The sequence below is a fragment of the Paenibacillus lignilyticus genome, from assembly GCF_017942085.1.
GTDB classification, from domain to species: Bacteria; Bacillota; Bacilli; order Paenibacillales; family Paenibacillaceae; genus Paenibacillus_Z; species Paenibacillus_Z lignilyticus.
In genome coordinates this window covers 39,607-59,875 of sequence record NZ_JAGKSP010000007.1, presented here as the reverse complement: position 1 = coordinate 59,875, position 20,269 = coordinate 39,607, and the positions used below count along the sequence as shown (strand labels likewise).

Genomic DNA, 20,269 nt, shown 5'->3' with positions numbered 1-20,269 from the left:
TTTATTCTGCTGCTTCTGATGACCAGATGCGATAATGCCCGCTTAGCGCCAGTAAGGCAAATAAGTAGAGACAATTATCGTAGTAACGACGGTCACCTGTGCGAACAGGCGTGTTCCAGAACAACGCCACGCTCTCTCTCGCATGCGGACCATTAGGCGTTGCTAACGATGCGGCTGCATTCGTCGCGATGAGCCCGACCGGGTGAAGCGATCGCTCCTCGAACGGCTCGCCTGCAATCGTATACCGCCGGTAGTCATCGGGATGTTTATCCGCGAAGAAGGCTTGAAGCAGCTCGGCTTCCTGCGTCATCCATTTGCTTGCGCCAAACCACAGCGCTTCTAACCCGATATTGGCTGCGACCCGGTAGGAATCGCTGAAGAAATGGCCGTATCCTCGCTCATCATTAGGCGTTCCGTCATAATGAGCATACTCAGGCGCTAAGCCGGTTTCCGGATGGCAAGCCAGCTTCAGATACGCTCTGCTTGCTTCCGCCGCTTCTCTCCAGAACGGCCGGTCCGCTTCATTTGCCCATAGAGCGAACAGCTCATAGAAATGCGGCAGATGATAGGACGGATCCGAGTAGTCGCAGTTAGGCACGAATTTGATTAATTTATTGTCCGGGTTCCACATCGGAAAGCCGATGCCGTCTTCCCCGTTGTGTATGCAGTCATGCAGCAAGGCGCGCGCCTTTAAGCCGTAATCGAGCGGCGCTGCGCCGTCGCCCCACCGATGCGAGGCAAACAAGAGCGCAAGCGCGAAGTATTCTTCGCCGTCCGGTGCCGGTCCGTTCGAGCGTTTCGTTCCATCGGTGTTGCAGGACCAGGCAAAATAACCTTTGTTCTCGCCGGAGGTCATGTACATGTATTGATAGCTCCATCTCCAAAGCCGATCGAAGACGTCCTTCTTATCCAGCTGTACAGCCATCATCATCCCGTAGGACATGCCTTCCGTCCGAACATCGAGGTTTCCGGTATCGAGCATATACCCCATATCGTCGTCGGTCGGGTAATAAATTCTCGTCTCTTCATGATCGCCGAAGAGCAGCTCCCACGTTTGCTCGACCTTCGCCTCGATGTCCTTCGCGTCATAACCATAAGCAAGCAGTAGATTTCGATGCGCCGCCATTAGCCTTTCACGCCTCCCAGCGTCATCCCTTTAACAAAGTACTTTTGCAGGAATGGATAGACCATCACGATCGGCAAGCTCGCGACTATCGTCATCGTAGCGCGAATGGATGTCGGCGTGACGAAGTTCGCAGCCGTTCCGCCCGAGCCGTCCATATTGCCGCCGGATGAGCTGATCGATGCATTCGAGTTTTGGAGCATCTTCATCAGTTCGTATTGCAGCGTACTCAGGTTAATATGCGAGGAATTATACAGGAACACATCGAACCAGGAATTCCAGTGGTAGACGGCCGTGAACAAGGATGTTGTCGCGAGCACCGGCATCGACAACGGCATGACGATCTTCATGAACGTCGTAAACTCGCCTGCGCCGTCAATTCTTGCCGATTCCAGGATGCCCTCCGGCAATGCCTCAATAAAGGAACGAATCACGATGATGTTAAATACGCCGACGATGCCCGGAATAATGTAGACCCAGTAGTTGCCCATCAGGCCAAGCTCGCGGATCAGCAAGAAGTTCGGAATCAATCCGCCGTTAAAATACATCGTCAGCACGAATGCCAGCGTGACGAATTTACGCAATACAAATTCCGGACGGCTGATCGTATACGCGACCATCGCCGAGCAGAAGGTAGAAATAAGCGTGCCGAGAATCGTCCGCGAAGCAGAGACCATAGTCGCGTGCAATATTTCTCCCTGCTTGAACACGTAATCATAGTTCTCCCAGGTTAGTACCCTTGGCCATAAGTAGACGCCGCCCTTAATGGAGTCCCCGGCATCGTTGAGCGAAACGGCCAGCATGTTGATGAATGGATATAGTGTCACGATCATGAGTAGCACCATGAACGTGTAATTGGCGATATCGAACAGCCGATCTCCTGCCGATGAATGACGGGCCATGCTTCCTTGCGATTTAGCCATGCTGTTCTCCTCCTTAAAACAATCGTTCTTGGCCTAGCCGTTTTGACAGGTAATTCGCCGAGAACAATAGCACGATGCTGATGACCGTCTTGAATATGCCTGCTGCGACGGACAGCGAATAGTTGCCCAGATTCATACCGTACTTCAGAATGAAGATTTCAAGATTCTCGGAATAATCGAGGTTCGGTCCATTGCCAAGCAAATATTGCGGCTCGAAGCCAGTCTCCAGAATCTGTCCAAGGTTCAGAATAATCAGGATGATGATAACGGGGCGGATACCCGGAAGCGTAACATGGAAGATACGCTGGAAGCGTCCTGCTCCATCGATCTCGGCAGCTTCATACTGCGCAGGATCGATTGTAGTCATAGCGGCCAAATAAATAATCGTATTCCAGCCTACGTTTTTCCATACTTCCGATATCCCCAGAATGCTCCAGAAGTACTTCCCTTCTCCCAGCCAGAGAATCGGTTCCTTGATCAGCCCAAGACCCATCAGAATTTCGTTCAACACCCCGCCGTCAGCGGAGAGAACGGTCTGAATGATCGTAGCTGCGACAACCCATGATATAAAATGCGGCAAATAACTGATCGTTTGGACGACCCGTTTGAACGCTACTTTTCTTAACTCATTCAATAGAATGGCCAGTGTAATCGCTGTCACGAAGCCCAGAACGAAATTGATCAAGCTCATTGCAAGCGTATTGCGAAGCACGAGCAGAAACCGATCATCGGAGAACATAAACTTAAACTGCTTCAGACCTACCCATTTCTGATCGCTGAAGGCCTTCGCCGGCTTATAGTTCTGAAATGCGATCGACCAGCCCCATAGCGGAATATATTTAAAGATAACAAGCCAAATAAGGAACGGAACGGACATTAGGACAAGCACCCGCTGCTTCACAAGCTTCTCCAGAAATAAGCCGATACCGGATTTCTGACCGAGAAGTATCCGATCGGCAGTCACGTCCTGCTGCTTGGTTTTTATCATTGCGATCACTCCTCTCCATACCTACCCGGTTCTATGCGTTTAAATTAGGAAAGGCCGGCCCCGTACTGCATGCGAGTTCCGGCCTTCCCCTACACTTGATTAGCCTTTAATCTTTGCTGTTTTTTCTTTCACTTCTTCAGTCATCGTTTTCTCGTATTCCGCTACAGGAAGCTTCTCGATTTCACCTACGTACTCGTTCCACAAAGCGTCGAATTTATCCGGGGATGCAAGGACGATTTTCGCGAAATATTTGCGTTGTACGTCCGGTTTCTTAGCCGTGTAGATTTGTGCGTCCGTGCCTTGCTCAAGCGCGATACTCCATGCCGGGTACCAAGGACGGTCATCCGGAGCGGAGAACATTTCTGCATACGTTTGAACGCCGTACTTAGCAAGCCGGTCTTTCTCGGCAGCTGTAAAGGATGCTTGTGCAACTTCCGGTTGTCTGCCCGGGTTTACGGCATTGCCATCCGGGAATGTGGAGCCTTGACCGTACATTGGCCAGTAGTATTCGAAGTAGCCGATACCCACTTGACGTTTATAGTCGTTATCTTTGAGCTTGTCGATTTCTTCTTGCGTTCTGTACAATCTGCCTTTGTCGTCCACTTCATAGTTCTTGCCTTGAATGCCCCACTGTACCAGCTTCTGGTTCTCGTCCGTAAGCAGGTTGTTGAAGAATTTAATGATACGGACAGGGTCTTTGGCGCTTGTCGTGATACCCACGCCGCGGTTGTTAACGAAGGAAGCCGGATCGATGTATTGGTCTTTCACGCCTGCGTCGAATACGATTGGCAGCGGGAAGTACTCCAGGTCATCGTTGCCGCCGTTTTTCACCGTTTCGGTTTTCAACGTTTGCAGCGCTTGGTTCACCTGCCAGCCGTAATCGAAGAAGCCAAGTACTTTGCCGGAAGTCAGCTTCGCCAAGTATTGATCGTAGTTGTCTACGAAGGAAGATTTGTCGAACAATCCTTCCGCGTTAAACTCGTTCAGCTTCTTCAACCAACGTTTGGTATCATCGTTAGCTGCGTAGATTTTGGAATCCATCGAAGTCATATCGACTTGAACCTCGCCATCATTCGGGTAGCCTGCAAGATGGTTCGGCGGGTTCGTTGTTGCAAAGAAGCGCCAGTCATGCGTCAGGGACATGAAGCCGGTCAATTTGTCGTCTTTATGTTTGCCTGCATAATCTTTAATCAGGTTAAAATACTCGTCGAACGTTTTGATCTTCGGATAGCCGGCATCCTTCAGGACGCGATTTTGCACCCAGAAAGCGCCTTGGTCAATCGTTGGGTTCGGTTTATATTCGCCGACTGTGGCACTGAATGGCAGGAAGTAAATGTTGCCGTCGTCCGACTTCATCAGGTTCATGTAAGGGCCGTATACGCGCTTGATGTTTGGACCATATTGATCGATAAGATCGTTAAGCGGAATGAATGCGCCTGCTTCCAACACTTTATCGATGCCTGAATCCGGCGCCAGGATATCCGGATATTCGTTACTGGCGATCATCGTTCCGATCTTCGTATTCAAGTCGCCTACAAGATGCTCCATCTTGAAGTTGACGCCTGTTTGATCCTCCAGGATTTTACCGATTTCCGTCTTGTTCGTATCTGTGTCTTTGTTAGCCGTAGCATTGAAAAAAGTGAAGGTTACCGGTTCCTCTTTCGCCGGCTCGGCTGCTTCTGTTGTGTTCGTCGTTGTGTCTGTGTTAGTCGTTGCAGTATTGCCCGTTTCCTTTGGAGCGTTTTCATTTGCATTGTTATTGCCGCTGGAACAGCCGACAATACTCATCATCAGCGTGAGCGACATGATGCCTAGCTGCCATTTCTTTCTCGTTTTCAAAGAAAAGTCCCCTTCCTGCTCTATAATTTGTAAGCGCTTCAATTGAACATCTTCAGTATACAAAGCCGAGCAATCTTTGTTTACCAGGTAAACTATATGTCGCGCTTAGAAAATTAAAGAGATCGTATTTCGATCCGAATCGACGTCCCCGACCCTTTGCTGCTCTCCAAGTCGAAGGTCGCATGCTCGCCGTAAAACATCTTCAGTCGCAAATACACATTGCGAATGCCGATGCTTTCCCCGATCTCGTCCTCGGTCGAATACAGGTTTTGCAGCAGCTCGTTTCGTTTCTCTTCCGTCATCCCCACGCCGTTATCACTGACCACGCAGAGAAGTCCGCCCGGAGATTTGCGCACGCTGATCGTGATGAAACCGGCATTCTTCAAGGGCTCGATGCCGTGAATGCTCGAGTTTTCCACGAGCGGCTGCAGCGTCATCTTCGGTATTTTCTCCGTGGCAACGTCCGGATCCACCTCAATGCTGTAATCCAGCTTGTCCCCGAAGCGGTATTTCTGAATCTGCAGGAAGCTCTCGACCAAATCGAGCTCATCCCTAACCGTTACCATATCTCTGCCCCAAGATAGAGATTTGCGGAAGATCTTCGCCATATGATGAATGATTTTGGCCGTCTCTTCTTCGGATTTCATCAAGCTCCGCATCCGGATCGTCTCCAGCGAGTTGAACAGAAAATGCGGATTGATCTGACTTTGGAGCGCATGCAGCTGCGACTGATTGCGGCTCAGCTCCAGCTCCTTCTTCTGAATGTCCGCCATATAGACATCGTGGATCAGACTTTTGATTTGCATCGTCATCCGGTTGAATTCCGTTGTCAGCTGGCCGATTTCGTCATTGGTTTCTTCGTTGTCGATCAGCTCGAAGCTATGGTTCTTCACCCGCTTCATCTGCTTCAAAATGCGAAACAGCCGCTGATTGAGCGAGCGCGTGAACCAGACGATGATGAGCGTTGGCACAAGAATGTTCGGGAGCGCCATATAAATGACGAATTCTCTGGATTTGCGTACCTCTACCAGCACTTCCCGTTCCTGAAACTTCCCTACAAGGTGCCAATTCATCAAATATTCCTTATTCGCAAAACCTTCATCGAATACGATGCCGTCATTCTCCGAGTTCTCTTCGCTGTACTTCTTGCCAGACGAATACTGAACGTTATCCCCTTCGAGCAGATATACGCTGCCTTCCACGGTTACATTGCTTAAGACCTGCTTAATCAGACCGGGATCAAGGTCGATCTTGATGATCTTCTCAAAATTATTCTGCCCCGCAGAGCTGCTCATTCGCCTGACAATACTGATTCCCGGATCGGTTATCGACAAGTTATTGCGCACGAGGATCGGATTGGCCGTGCCCGAGCTTATCAGCCGCTTATACCACTCCGCATCGGGACTAATCTGCGAAATAGGCGAGACATAGCCGCCATAAATAATCGTATCGTTGTTCGTGTAGATGGTAATGTTCTGAATCGCTCTGTATACAGGCGCGTATTTCTCCAGCATGTCCGTAATATAGGAGTGGTAGTTCAAGACGTAATCGGACGAATCCACATAGCGCTGATCCAAGTAATCATTCATGATGGAATCGTTATAAAGGACGGAGGAGATGCCCACTACGGCATCAATCTGATACATGAACTCGTTGCGCATCTGCTCAATGGCCAGCGACAAGTCCTTCAGCTTCTGATTCTTCACGTTATTCGTCGTAATGTTATAGAAGATAACGTTCGTAAGAACGACCGGAATTAATACGGATAGAAAATAAATCATCAGCATCTTGCTTCGAAGCCTGATGTTATGGAAGGCGCTGCTTATTCTCATTGATCGTGAATCCTCCCGCGCCTTCTATGTTTTTGCGATCATCGCGTTTTTGTATTCGGTCGGGGTTTTCCCTTCCACCTTCTCGAATTGGCAGACGAAATAGTCCGCATTGCCGAACCCGACGTTTGCCGCGATTTCGTAGATTTTCTTGTCCGTCTGACGAAGCTGGCTCTTCGCTTCCTGAATCCGGATTTGCAGCAGAAACTCATTGAAGTACATGCCATAGGACTTCTTGAACAGCTGACCCAAGTAAACCGGATTCATATAAAAGAGCTTGGCAATGCTCTTCAGGCTGATATTGCTGGCATAGTTGATCTCGATATAGCTTTTGATTTTGCCAATCTCGCCTTTTCCAATCTTGGTGCGCAGCGACGCCATGTATGCCGTGCATTCGGTCAGGAATGCCATGAGCAGCCCTTTAACGCCTTCCAATGTTCGAGGTTCGTTATACCAGTGCATAATGGGTTTGAACGCCGCCAGCTTGTTCTCGTCGCCTTGCATCGTCTGAATAATCCGAGTTGCCCCGTGCACGCATCTGGAGATCGAGGCACGCATCGATTCCAAGGCGAAGCCTTGCTCCCGGAAAGCGGCGAACATCGCATCCACGAGCTTCGTTATGGCCTCGCTGTCATGCTCCTCCAAGCGTTCCATCAGCTCGGCATACTGGGTCTGCTCGATTTCTTTGTACTGCAGCACCATGCCTTTGATATCTTCATAGAGGATCGCCTCTTTTGGCGCCTGCGCGAATTTATATTTCATCGTTTCCATCGCGGTCGTATAGGAAGCTTTCACTTGATCCAGTCCGTTGATTCGCTCCCCGACATATACCCGTGATACGCCTTCGCTTCTGCCCGCCATCGCTCGAATGAGATCATCCGCTAGCCGCTTCACCCAATCCGACCCTTGATCCGACGGAATCAGAAATCCAAGTCCGTAGGGACTCGGAATGTAGATGAACGGTTCTTTGCCCGGCATGTATCTGTTCAGCACCTTAAGTACGGTTTCTTTCACCTCGCCAATTTGCTCAATCTTCTCATCCTCACTCAGGTGAGAAGGGACATCATTAAGCTCAAACGTAACGTATCGCAGCGGTTTATTCATCGGCAGCCCTAAGAACTGCGACGCATCCGCCAGCAGCTTCTCATCTGATTTGCCCGCGACGAGCTGTTCGAACAGGGAGATTTGAAAAAGCAGCTTGCCCCCCTCTTGCCACGGCGGACGCTCATCAAGCATTTCATTAATGCGCGTTAACGTTTCCATGAGCTCGTTCTCGTCAATCGGTTTGAGCAAGTAATCATGGACGCCGTAACGAACGGCTTGCTGTGCATATTTGAAATCGCCGTAGCCGCTAATAATAATAAACTTAATCGCTTTGCTGATCCGCTCCTGAACGGTCTGAATGAGCTCGAGCCCATCCAGCACAGGCATGCGAATATCGGTAATGACGAGATCCGGCATCTGCCGCTCGATTAGCGCGAGCGCTTCTTCCCCATCCTCAGCCTCGCCAACGATCTGAAAGCCGCAACTCTCCCAAGGGATAAGTCCTACCAGCCCTTTGCGGGCAAACATTTCATCGTCAACCAGAATCGCTTTTCTCATAGGAATGCCTCCGATTGTGGTTTATTTATGGCCGATATATTACTGTAATCGCTTACAACTCGCGTCATTGGAAAGTATTCGTTCCGTTAGTATTTTCAAATTCAATCCATTTTACTAAGACATCCTGCTTTCGTAAACTTAAGGAAGTATAGGTTTTGCTTAGTTTTCTAAAGAAATTGCAGGGATTGCGTTCCATCGGTCCTTCTGTGATACTCTAAGGCTAGGCAATTGGACAACAACCGTCAAGTTATTTAATGAGGTGAAACGATGGGGAACATCACGATTGAAGTTGTGCGGGATGATAATATTGAGCCATGTCGGGCGCTATGCAATGAACTGATGGCCTTCCAGCAATCTAAAGCAACGATGCTGCCGGAAGTCTTCGATGCGATGAATTTCGATACGAGGATGAAACGAAGCTATGACCAAGCGCCGGAAAGCCAGGTCATAGTCGCGAAGGATGACGGCGTGCCGATCGGCTATGTATTCTCGACCATCGATCAGCCGGATGAAAGGAGCAGGAATGCCTACCCGGACTGGGCTCCTCGCGGAGGCAAAGGCTTCTATCCGAATTGGGATGACTTGCCCGCGAAGATTGGCTGCTTGAACAATTTATATGTCCGTGACGGCTATCGGGCTATGAAGCTGGGCTCCAAGCTGTTCGACATGTCGATCGACTGGCTGGAGAGCTCTCCTAATGTGGACATCATCTTCATCTATGTATCCAACGGCAATGATGCGGCGTTGAATTTCTACCTGAGCCGCGGCTTCACATACAGCCACGAGGTGTTTGGCGGGTTTATTAAGGCGGTTTATAAGTTTACGAGAAAGTAAAAAAAGAAACCCGGCGTTATGGAGTACGCGGGTTTCTTTAATTTGTGGACGGTGATGGCGGCGGGTGCATTCGTATGCGCTGCCGTCAAATGTAGCTTCGCACGGGAGGATCCCTATAATCGTATCCTGCGCTTGGAATTGTTGCAGTTTGTGCAACAATTCCGAAGATAAGGAGGCCTTCCGGAGGAGATGCTGCCTAATTTGCAGCATTTTCGCCTCTTGGGGTCGCCTGGCTGCCTTTTCTCGTAAAAATGCTGCAATTGGTGCAACATTCGGCTTTCTCAGCTCACTGATGGAGTGGAATGTTGCTTTATTCACAACATTTACTCGAGCCCGGTCTCGATGCTTGGTGCCTCCGATCCCCGCCGCCCATTTGCTCCATTCCCCTAGCCGATCATCCGGAAATCAATATGAAGCGGCGGCGGACATTGCTGCATCGCTTCTTCAATCAGCGCTGGTGTCAACTCCGCGTTCCTTTGCTCCGCCAGCTTCTTCGCGTTGTACTTGAACCACAGGTCAATGATCAAGGTTTCGCCCTCGCGAATGACGGCGAACTCCGTGGCGAACAGCTTCTCCATGAATGCGTCATGCCCAAGCTCCAGCGCGACTGCGCCTACAATAATTTGAATGCGGTCGCTGCTCGCGAATGCCGGCGGCAACGATTCATATAAGTGCCATGCCCGCTCGTAATCCTTGTTCTGAATGACAAGATTAAGATACTCTTCCACGAACGCGCGGTCCGGGAAACGGCCGGAAACCGTAAACGCCTGCTCATAATAAGCCAGCGCACGATCCGTCTCGCCCCGCTGCTTCATCACCACGGCTAAATTCCGGTATACCCATGCCGAAGGCTTTAAGCGCAGCGATGCTTCCCACGCCTCGATCGCTTCCGCGTCCAGCCCTTTCTCATAAAGCATCACCCCATGATGCAAGAGTGCCGTCCACGAGCGATAATCAGCATGCTCCAGGCTGCTCTTCAGCCTGTCCATCCATTCTTCTTGCATCATCCACGAAGGCGGAATCGCTTCTATATCATGCTCCGGCAGATAACCTTCCCGCAGAAGGACTAGCCACGGCTCCTGCTCCGCTCCCAGCGTCTCATCCGCGAAGACGAAGCCTTGCGGAATCGCGACTGCACCGGCGTTAACAGCTGCAGTCGTGCCGTTGCCAACGCTCTCCCTCCGCACTCGCTCTAACGCGCCCCAGCCTGAGCCCGTATGCAGCGACTGTTCCGGTGTTTTGCACGCCAGCGCCTGAAATCTCGCATGAGCGGCATACACCTCTTCCTCGTTGAGCTCCCGACTGACTATCTCTTCGATATAGTCGCGGGCTTGATCCCAATTCTCCTGATAAGCCGATTCCGTATCCATGCTCAGCATTCCGATCATTTGCGTGAAATCCCATACGGAATTTGCAGGCATCTCCATGCCATGCAGCTGCGTTGGCGCAAACCCGCCCTGCACCTCAATATAGTGGCCTTCGCCCGGCTTCGCCAAGAAATCGCACCACCGTCTGCCTCCCGCATGATTGCCCCAGCAAAACATTTTCCGATACCGAAGCAAGGCAGTCGAGCGCTCGAAGAACAAACGTCCATCCTCATAAGCGACAGCTTCCCACGGCGACCGCTCAGCAGCCGGCGTTTGGAAGAAATACTCGCTCGCATACGGGAATCCCATCGGATACGACACATCCACGCCCGGTACAGAAGGTAGAATCGGCAGCTTGTCAGCGCCATAGCCCTTCTGCTCAGGATCGATATAGATAACCTCGCCGGTACCCGAGAATACCCGCGACTTCTCCGTCTCTTCCACAGCAATATTCGTCCACCAATACATAGGCGCCGCAGCCGCTTGATCATTTACGATGCGAACATAGACCCCAAGCTGCCTAGCTCCCGGCGGCAAATGAAAATCGATATGCCAGAACAGCTTCTTGCACCGCTCGTACTCGTAGAGACGAAGAAACTCGTTCCCTTCGTCATCGGTGAGCTTGGCCGCATGCATCGGCGAACAGGTCGTAAACGTATGGCCGATGTGACCGATATTCCACTCGATGCCACCCGAGAACCATGCGTTCAGAATCGCCAAATTAGCCGGCTGGAACACCGGATTTTTGTACAAAATCTCGCGCCCCGTTGCCTTCTCTTGCAGCGAATACAGCCTACCCCCGTATTCCGGCAGAAAGACCGCTTTCAGCACGTCATTTTCCAGCACGATCGTCTTCAGCTCAATCGTCTCGCGCTTCCTTGAATACCGATCCTGCATCCGATACGGCAAATAGCGCTCGCCCGTATTGTCCCCCATATAGAGCTTATGTTCCGGCTTCAGACTGCCGTTATCCGTTACTCTGCGATGCGCATCCTTATTTCTAAACATCGGCAGGGGGTTCTCCCCTTCGGGTCTTGCTCCCTCAATCCTCAAACTTGCGGTCGTCACCAACATGGCGGCCCATCATCTCCCAACGGTTTTATCCTTTAACGGCGCCTACGGTCAATCCCGAAATAATACGCTTGGATACGAACAAATACACGATAAAGCTTGGCAGAAACACGACCATACAGGCTGCGAAAATACCGCCGTAATTGCCCGTGTTGGCATAGCCGTAAACGATCGATTGCAGCGATAACGCGAGTGTGCGCGAATTGGCATCATTGGAGAAGATCAGGGCGAAGAAGTACTCGTTCCACACGCCCAGAAAGTTGAAGATCGATAACGTGATGATGCCCGGCTGCGCCACGGGCAGAATGATTTGAATGAACGCCCGAATCGGACCGCAGCCGTCCATTGCGGCAGATTCCTCAAGTTCTTTGGGAACCGAGGAGAAGAAGCTGGTGAGGAAAAACACGGCAAACGGCACATTCGTGCAAATATAAACGAGAATCAGCGTTATGATCGAGCCCGTCAGCTTCAATTCCACGAAGATCGAGAACAGCGGAATCGAGATGAGAATGCTCGGAATCGCAAGCGCAGACATGAACATCATGTTCAGCAGCCCGCGGCCCCGAAACTGAGCTCGGCCAAGCATGTACGCGGCCGGAGCCGCTACGGCGACGATGCCGATGCAAGCTGTAATCGTATAGATAACACTATTCGCAAAATACCGCCCTATGTCCTGCTCCTTGAACAAGTCCGTATAGTTGGAGAAATGAATGCCGCTCTTTAACAGAGAATTGGTGAAAATATCACGGGTTGAACTCAGCGATGCCAGTATGACCCATCCGAATAGAATGACGGAGAATAGCAGCCAAGCATAGAGCGGAATGTAAGCCGGCAATAGATTCATTTTCTTTCGCATTGCTACGCTACGCATGAAGGTTCCTCCTCCTCTTAATATTCCAAACGGTCTTTCGGGAACAGCCGGCTGATGAGCGCGGAAGCAAGCAGCGTCGCTAACGTAATCAGGATGCCGACACTCGCCCCTGATCCGACGTTAAATGCGCCATCCGTCAGCACGGAGTTCCCTTTGGCCATGCCGAACACCTTCTGGTACATGTAATACCCCGGCGTAACGGTATGCGGATCGTCGAGCCCGAAAGTCGCCGACCAGACGAAGAAATTGAACGCCGTAATGGTCCATAACACCAGCGTTGTCCGAAACACATCCCGCAGCAGCGGCAAGGTGATCTTGAAGAACTTCGTCCACGGACTGGCCCCTTCCAAAGTAGCCACTTCGTAGAAGTCGCCGGGAATCCGGTTGATGCCGGCATTCAGAATGAGCATGAAATAACCGATCGAACCGAAGCTGAACGCCATGATCATGGCATAGTAAATATGCTCGTTATCCGTCCACTGTATATTGGCGAGCGCCGTTAAACCAAGGCGATTAAATACGGAAGTTAGCAATCCGAAACTCGAATTGTAAATATACTGAAGCCACACAACGGACATGACCACCGCGGAAACCGTATTCGGCAGGAAAATAAGCGACCGCCAGAAGTTTTTTCCCTTTACCCCGGAAGTCAGGATGGCCGCATAAAGGAACGCAAAAGTGAAGATCAGCACGCCTCCGAGCGCCCATATCCCAAGTACGTTTTTAACCGATCCGATAAAATAAGTGCTGCTCGTTACGTCCTTGTAATTCACGAGGCCAACAAACTTCCATTCGGCAATACGGCTGGAGAGAGCCGGGATATTATAGAAGCTCATAGCGAATGTGCGCAAAGTCGGATAAAGGAAGATGGCCAAATAAATGATGACAGCCGGCGCCAAGAACAGCGCGATAATCGATTTTTTCATTCTCATGACAGCACCCCCGCAACATGTCGGCCTTTCATTTCGAAACGCGGCGTTCCCACGAACGCCGCGTTCCGATTGCAATAGCGTTACTTACTTCCCTTCATAGAACTTCTTCGCTTGGTCCGCCATTTTGCTTACATACGCTTCCGGCTTGATTTTGCCTGTTGCGAGCTCCATAAATGTAGGGAGAACCGTACCGCTCGAGAAATCGCCGCCGTTGTCGATACCGAAGCCCCACGGCATGTTAACTTTCGCATTGCCAAATGCAACCGCAGCTTCCGCAAGCGGAGCAGGCCATGTCGAATCGATCGTAGCCGGAATCGCGAGCGCTTGCGCCGACATTCCCTCTTGCGCCTTTTTGCCGACGAGGTACTTCACCAGCTCGAACGCAGCAGGGATGTTCTTGCTGTTCTTATTCATCAGCAGGCCTTGCGCGCCGAAGGAAAGTCCCTGCTGGCCGCCTTTGTCATTGCCGTTCGCCACGACAGGGAATTGGAAGGAGCCCCATTGGAAGTCAGGACCGGCCGTTGCCGCTACTTCGTTGGGAAGCCAAGTGCCGTTCAAGTACATGGCCACTTTGCCCAGTGCCAGATCTTGCTGTCCGGCCGGGTACTTGTTGCCTGCGATTTTCTTGGAGAAATAACCTTTTTCATTCAAGATTTGCATGTCCTTCGCGAACTGGAGCACAATCGGATCTTTCCACATCTCGCCTGTTTTGTCTTTGACCAGGCTGTCGGTCCAATCGCTGCCCATCGCGCTTCCGAGATAGCCCCCGATGAAGAGATCGCGGTAAGCATCATCGAACGTAATTGGCTCTACGCCTGCTTGCTTAAGCAGCTCGCAATCCGCCAGAAACTCTTCCCACGAAGTAGGTACGGCCGTAATGCCGGCCCCCGCAAACAGCGCTTTATTGTAGAAAAACAGAACCGCGTAAGGCTGCTGAGGAATCGCATAGTAGCCTTCTTCAAGGCCTGCAGGCGCAGCCAGTGATTTGACCCAATCCATCAGCGACGGAAGCAGCGAATCCTTCACGGACTTGCCGTCGATGCCGATCGAAGGCTGCTCCAAGAGCTCGTCGAGCTTCAACACATGATCCTTCAGATTACCGAGCGCCGAGCCCGGGTCTTGCTCGAATATATCGATTTGCTCGCCGCTCTCAAGAGCCGGCTTGATCAATTTGTTAATATCGCGGCCGTTATATTTCACTTCAACATCCACTTTCGGGTTGGCAGCCTCAAACTCTTTGACCGCCTCGTCGATGACTTTAGCCTGCGGCTCCGCATTGCTCCACATCGACCAGAAGACGACTTTCCCTTCCAGGCCAGCCGCGGTGCTTTCGTCTGTCGTCGCGTTGGCAGCATTCGCGTTGGTACTCGTATTCGCGGTAGCAGCAGTGTTCGTGGATTCCTTCTCATTCGCAGACGCATTCGTTGTCGCATTATCGCTGCTCGACTTCCCGCAGCCCGACAATACGGACAGCGCCAGCATCGTCGTTAACGTTAGTGCGGCTAATGGTTTTCTTTGGATCAAAGTGAATTCCCCCCGGCATGTAATGGCTTACAAGTGTGATTATAGGCGCATTGCAGCCAAGTAAGTATGACCGCGGATTAGACAAAACTGGATAAAACTAAGCCTGCTTCGAGCGCACGGAAACAGAGGGCGGACCTTCGGTCCCCCTCCTATAAGCAACTCGAAGTGTTAAAAGTATGTAAACAAATTATAAAAATATGGATTAAATTAAGAGCTTTGGTTGAAACCGACTCTTTCGAAATCGATGATGGTATACTCATTTACATAAACATCATCTCACTCTCGATATGGACAGGTGCTATCATGGGAAACTTAACGAGAATGCGCATCAAGACGCAGCTTCAGTTAGCCGTTGCACTCATTGTGATCATCATGCTGATGATTATTTACTCCTTGTACACCCAAACCTCTCAAATTGTAATCCAAAATAACAATCAATATACCGAAGATACCATTCGCAAATTCAAGCTTAACCTCACTCAGAAAACCGATGAAATCAGCCAGATTATGCTCAGCTTAGGGTTCGATCCCTTCGTGCAGAAATTCATGACGCAGAACGACCCCAGCTTGCTGTACGAGATGAGCAATGAACTGGACCGCAAGATCATCTCATTAAAGGCAGGTCGAAAAGGTTTCCAGGACATCGTCTTAATCGGCACCAGCGGCATGCGGTACAGCCTTAACGGGAGCATCGATTTCGTGCAGCGCTCCAACAAGGAAATCGAATCTAACAAGACCGTGTATGTCAGCGGCTTAGAGCCCTATGACTATAGTTCCACCTCGAAGAACAGCATGCTGTTCGCGCAAAATATCTATTCCAGCGACCTCGGCAACGGTACGGATGGCAATCGGATCGGCTACATTGCCGTCATTATCGACGTGGAGGCGATGTTCTTCGATGACGACAGGAGCAAGGCGGAGCCCGGCATCGGTTTCTATCTGATCGATCGCTTCGGCAGCGTATATCCGGAGACGAATTCTCCCGATATTACGAGAACCATTAGTGCGTTAAGCAGCCGGCACAACAGCGAGCAGAAGCTGACCGATTCCATCGGCGGGGTTAAGGGAGCCATCCAAATCCAGCGGCTGGACCAGATCAATGCCTCCGTGCTCAGCTTCGTTCCCCAAGAGGCGCTGCTCGCAGAGCTCGGCTCCGTGCGCAACCGCAGCATTCTCATCGTCATCCTATCGATTCTATTAATGGCCGTGCCTTTCGCGGTCATTACCAATAACATCGTACAGCCCATTCAGCGGCTCGTGCGATTCATTAACGGCATCAAATCCGGCAGCATCCAGGATCTGAAAACAACCATTCACCTGGAAGGCAATGTGGAAATGAACGTGGTTGCCGAGAATTTGAACGGCATGTTGAGCGAGATCGACAATCTCACCCATCGTCTCGTCGAGACGAACACGCACCTGCTGGAAGCCGAGATCGAGAAGGAGAAAGCCGCCACCGCTTATCTGCGCAGCCAGATCAATCCGCATTTTCTGTATAACACCTTAGAATCGATTAAAGGCGTCGCGCTCGAAGCCGAGAATCGCCAAATCGTCGAAATGACCAAGGCGCTCGGCAAGCTGTTTCATTACAGCATCAAAGGCTCCGGCTATGTCACGCTCGATCAGGAGCTGAATGCGGTCAAGTCTTACGTATACCTGCAGCTGATCCGTTTCGAGGATCGTTTCGACGTTACCTATCATTTTAGCGACGAAGCCCTGCAAGTATCGGTGCTCAGAATGATGTTGCAGCCGCTCGTCGAGAATGCGATCTTCCACGGACTTGAACCGAAAACCTCCAAAGGAAACCTCACGATCGCCGGCCAGATCGAGCATGGCCATACGCTCGTGCTTCGCATCACCGATGATGGCATGGGCGTCGATGAGGATACGCTGCGCCGCATTCAAGGCAAACTGCTGGAGAAGCCGTCCTCGTTAAGCCGGGACAGCCAGGATTCGCCGGACAGCGACAGCATTGGTTTACTTAACGTGAATAATCGGCTGCGTTTAGCCTATGGCTTCCAATATGGGCTGACCTTCGAAAGCGAAGCCGGCCATGGAACATGTATAACCCTTACGATGCCAAGTCACTACGTACAACCTGGAGGGGATATCCGTGTATAAAGTACTTCTCGTGGACGATGAGAACCTGGTTCTGAAGAGTTTGGCGGCAGGCGTGGATTGGAAAAAGTCCGGCTTCTATGTCGCAGGCAAAGCCAATAACGCCACTCAAGCGCTCGAATTGATTCAAGAGCTCCAGCCGCATGTCGTGTTCACCGATATTCGTATGCCGGGGTTGTCGGGACTCGAGTTAATTAAGCAGATTAAAGAGCTGGATAAACATATCCAGATCATCGTTATCAGCGGCTACGCCGAATTCGCATATGTGCAGAAATCATTGAATTACGGCGTGCTGGGCTACTGCCTCAAGCCCTTCGACGATCATGAAATTCATACCTTGCTTCAAACGGCAGCAGGCAACCTCGATGAAATTAAGCATAAGCGCGAAGGCAAGCTGCTGGAATTGCTCGATGATCCGGCTGCGGCATGGGCACAGTCCGCTTTCCATGATATTTTGGCTGACGCCGGCATCACCTCAGACAAGGTCTATCTTCTCGTTTCCGTAGGCAAAGGCCGGTTAACGTTCCTTGCGGAGACGCACTATGCAGGCATTAATCTCGGATATGCCCGCAGCGTCTATTGGGTGCAGGCATCGAATCGGGATGCGTTATCGGCAGCCCTCCCTTCCCCTCTCCCGGATGGGATTCTGGGTATAGGCATCCTGCAAGCAGATCGAAATGTAGAGGGCATGATGCAGTTAATCGAACAATGCACGGTGCGGGCCTGGGATTTCTTTATCCATAATCGCAGAGATCTGTACTGGGAGGAATCGCAGACTAAGGATGATACCGCCGCACTTCTGATCCGCAAGTTGGAGCGAGCGGTCGTCAAGAGCGAATTCGCGCTTGCGGGAGCGCTGCTGGATGAGATGTGTTTGCCTTCAAACAAGCAATGCCTCTCGATCTACCACACGCTGCGCATTTATAACATCGTTTATTTTCATTCTGCTTCCCATACATCCGAGGACGACTACATCTTTAGCAAGGAGCAGCTGTATCATCTCTTTCCAAGCTTCGATCAGATGATGGACAGTTTGAAGGAGAGCTTAAACGACGGACCTCTTCCTATAAGTGCATCCCGCGCTGCGGAAGGGGAGACCGAGCACGCGAACTTGAAAGAAATCATCAAATACATGCATGAAAATTATCGCAATCATATCTCCATCCAAAGCATCTCGCGTATCTTCTACCTGCATCCGAATTACTTGAGCCAGCTGTTCAAGCGAGAGATTAAGGTAACCTTCACGGAATACTTAACGAATGTGCGGTTAAAGGAAGCGAAGAACCTGCTGCGGACGACGAATTTGCCTATCGGCGAGGTTGCGGAGACCATCGGGTTCCGAGATTACTTCTATTTCACCCGCATCTTCAAGAAGAACACCCAGCAAACCCCGAAGCAGTATCGCATGTTGAGCATTGGGGGCGGCGAGGAGTGAAGATTATGAACATCGCGACACGGCGGCTGGCCTTGATGCTTGCGGCGGTCTTGCTTGTCATTGCGAGCGCAGGCTGCCGCAGCAACGATCAGCAGCGTTTGCCGTCCCAGCCCGCTTCCTCCGCTCCACCCGAGCATTTGGAGATTTCCGTGGCGATCTGGGAGCTGACGGATAATCCGCTGGCAGAGGACCCGCTTATACAACGGTTAGAGAAGAAGCTCAACATTACGATCAAACCGATTCCGATGACGACCGCGAATTACGTGCAGCAGTTTCAGATGTGGGCATCCTCCGGCCAGCTGCCTGATATTTTCGCCGTCGATGCCGTCAATACCCAGTACTACCGAAATTGGAGGGATCAAGGCGTCATCAAGCCGCTGCCGAGTGATTTGTCCGCCTATCCGTATTTGAACCAGTATCTGGCGACGACTGAATTCCAAGATCTAAAGAACGACGGCAAACTGTATTTTATCCCGCGCAAAACCTACGACAGCACCGATTATAACGTCCTCGACCGCCTGGTCGTCTATCGTTGGGATCTGGCTCAGCAAGCGGGCATTACCAAGGAACCGGAGACATGGGATGAGTTCCGAACCATGCTTAAAGCGATCGTCGAGAAAGACCCGGAAAACAAGCATATTACGGGATTGACTTCCGTCTCCAAGCTGTTACTGGGCGGATTGTTCTGGCTATACGGCTCACCGGCGGCAACAAGCGACGGGAGCGGCAGCGATTTCAAGTGGATCAAGGAGGATGGCCGCTATATCCCCGCTGTATTCTCTAAACACGCCGTCGAGTCGTTAAAGCTGCTAAGAGAGCTCTATTCAGCCGGATTAATAGATCCCGATCTGCCTCTTACAAGAGGGAATATGGCCGTGGATAAATTCGCGGAAGGCAAAGTAGCCGCCATCATTACATCCGGGATGTTCCGCTCCGTAGACACCAATATGAATAAGAACCGCTGGCAGAAGCTGCACCCGGAGGAAAAGGAATTCTATGACAGCGTTCGCTTCCTCAAGCCTCTTCCAAGCATGGACGGGAACCGATATAGCGCGGTATTCAAAACCTTCTGGTCCGAGAGCTATATCTCGTCGAAGGTGTCCGAGGCTAAGATGGACCGCATTCTGCAGCTGTTCGACTACATGAATTCTCCCGAATTTCTGGAGATGCGGCATTATGGTCTCCTAGACGTCGATTACACCAAGAGCGGCGATACGATACGGAAGATCGACCCGAACACGAATATTTTGCTAAAATATCCATCGTTCACAGCCTTCGCGAATTTGGCCAATTGGGACGGCATGTTCGGGCTGGACCCCAATTTCTCCGGCATTTCGCCCGAAGCCTACGATGCGCAGCAGGAGCTGATCGATTACGCCATGCGCATGACGAGCAAGCAGGCGTACGAGCCGCGGCTGACCAACCTATCCACGCCAACGAAGGATACGTTCACCATCTTCGACAACGATGACATGATCCGCGTGATGATCAGCAAGCTGCCCGTTGAGGTCATCTGGAAATCCATCCTCGACGGCTACAAGGCCAAAGGGCTGGATCGGATGATTAACGAGGTTAATGCGGAAGCGAAGAAGCTCGGCATTGAATAATGCATGCGCTGCGTCACGCTTCAGATTAGCTTGGGCTGCTCTCACAAAACGCCCCTCACCTGCGCTAACCATTCATCTGAGCAGAAAAAGCTACTTGTTATGCAACATTTCGATACTTTCCAGAGCTGCTGCAGGAGGATGTTGCGCAATATGTGCCGATATTCCTGCCTTCCCATAAAAAAGCCGCCTCAACTGTCGCTGCACGG

At 51.1% G+C, this 20,269-nt stretch carries 14 protein-coding genes; 4 read left to right on the top strand and 10 right to left on the bottom strand.

The genetic code is table 11. The annotated features are described in order from the left end of the window. Position 1: 1 nt before the first annotated feature. The 6 genes from I8J30_RS18000 to I8J30_RS17975 form a co-directional block, all read right to left on the bottom strand. Positions 2-1,126, bottom strand: coding sequence for a family 8 glycosyl hydrolase (locus tag I8J30_RS18000; protein WP_210660273.1), 1,125 nt, complete (start codon positions 1,124-1,126; stop codon positions 2-4). Then, a complete protein-coding gene (locus tag I8J30_RS17995) occupies positions 1,126-2,046 on the bottom strand; it encodes a carbohydrate ABC transporter permease (RefSeq protein WP_210660271.1) in 921 nt (306 codons plus the stop codon). Before I8J30_RS17995 ends, I8J30_RS18000 begins: the two co-directional genes overlap by 1 nt. 13 nt (positions 2,047-2,059) lie before the next feature. Further along, the gene (locus tag I8J30_RS17990; RefSeq protein ID WP_420831236.1) at positions 2,060-2,923 is read right to left on the bottom strand and encodes an ABC transporter permease; all 864 of its coding nucleotides are present in this window, start codon (positions 2,921-2,923) and stop codon (positions 2,060-2,062) included. 210 nt (positions 2,924-3,133) lie between these two features. Continuing rightward, positions 3,134-4,840, bottom strand: coding sequence for an ABC transporter substrate-binding protein (locus I8J30_RS17985; protein WP_210660728.1), 1,707 nt, complete (start codon positions 4,838-4,840; stop codon positions 3,134-3,136). A gap of 146 nt (positions 4,841-4,986) precedes the next feature. Continuing rightward, complete coding sequence (locus tag I8J30_RS17980) at positions 4,987-6,705, bottom strand: sensor histidine kinase (protein WP_210660267.1); 1,719 nt, start codon at positions 6,703-6,705, stop codon at positions 4,987-4,989. Positions 6,706-6,729: 24 nt separating this feature from the next. After that, positions 6,730-8,304, bottom strand: a complete 1,575-nt coding sequence (locus I8J30_RS17975) for a response regulator (protein ID WP_210660266.1) — start codon at positions 8,302-8,304, stop codon at positions 6,730-6,732. 267 nt (positions 8,305-8,571) lie between these two features. Here I8J30_RS17975 and I8J30_RS17970 point away from each other — a divergent pair, with 267 nt between their 5' ends. Continuing rightward, a complete protein-coding gene (locus I8J30_RS17970) occupies positions 8,572-9,138 on the top strand; it encodes a GNAT family N-acetyltransferase (protein ID WP_210660257.1) in 567 nt (188 codons plus the stop codon). A gap of 386 nt (positions 9,139-9,524) precedes the next feature. Here the strand turns inward: I8J30_RS17970 and I8J30_RS17965 are convergent, their stop codons facing one another. The 4 genes from I8J30_RS17965 to I8J30_RS17950 form a co-directional block, all read right to left on the bottom strand. Beyond that, the gene (locus tag I8J30_RS17965; protein ID WP_210660255.1) at positions 9,525-11,513 is read right to left on the bottom strand and encodes a DUF5107 domain-containing protein; all 1,989 of its coding nucleotides are present in this window, start codon (positions 11,511-11,513) and stop codon (positions 9,525-9,527) included. A gap of 91 nt (positions 11,514-11,604) precedes the next feature. After that, positions 11,605-12,447, bottom strand: a complete 843-nt coding sequence (locus I8J30_RS17960) for a carbohydrate ABC transporter permease (RefSeq protein WP_210660253.1) — start codon at positions 12,445-12,447, stop codon at positions 11,605-11,607. A 17-nt stretch (positions 12,448-12,464) separates the two neighbouring features. Then, positions 12,465-13,379, bottom strand: a complete 915-nt coding sequence (locus I8J30_RS17955) for a carbohydrate ABC transporter permease (protein WP_210660237.1) — start codon at positions 13,377-13,379, stop codon at positions 12,465-12,467. An 84-nt stretch (positions 13,380-13,463) separates the two neighbouring features. Continuing rightward, on the bottom strand, positions 13,464-14,903 hold the full coding sequence (locus I8J30_RS17950; RefSeq protein WP_210660235.1) for an ABC transporter substrate-binding protein: 1,440 nt from the start codon (positions 14,901-14,903) through the stop codon (positions 13,464-13,466). Positions 14,904-15,206: 303 nt separating this feature from the next. On the opposite strand from I8J30_RS17950, the gene I8J30_RS17945 reads away from it, so the two are divergent. From I8J30_RS17945 to I8J30_RS17935, 3 genes are read left to right on the top strand one after another with little or no spacing between them, the layout of a single operon-like run. Then, the gene (locus I8J30_RS17945; RefSeq protein ID WP_210660233.1) at positions 15,207-17,024 is read left to right on the top strand and encodes a sensor histidine kinase; all 1,818 of its coding nucleotides are present in this window, start codon (positions 15,207-15,209) and stop codon (positions 17,022-17,024) included. Next, positions 17,017-18,456, top strand: a complete 1,440-nt coding sequence (locus I8J30_RS17940) for a response regulator transcription factor (protein WP_210660231.1) — start codon at positions 17,017-17,019, stop codon at positions 18,454-18,456. The genes I8J30_RS17945 and I8J30_RS17940 overlap by 8 nt, the downstream gene beginning before the upstream one ends. 5 nt (positions 18,457-18,461) lie before the next feature. Further along, entirely contained in the window at positions 18,462-20,063 is a 1,602-nt protein-coding gene (locus I8J30_RS17935; protein ID WP_210660229.1) for an extracellular solute-binding protein, read from the top strand. Positions 20,064-20,269: the final 206 nt, after the last annotated feature.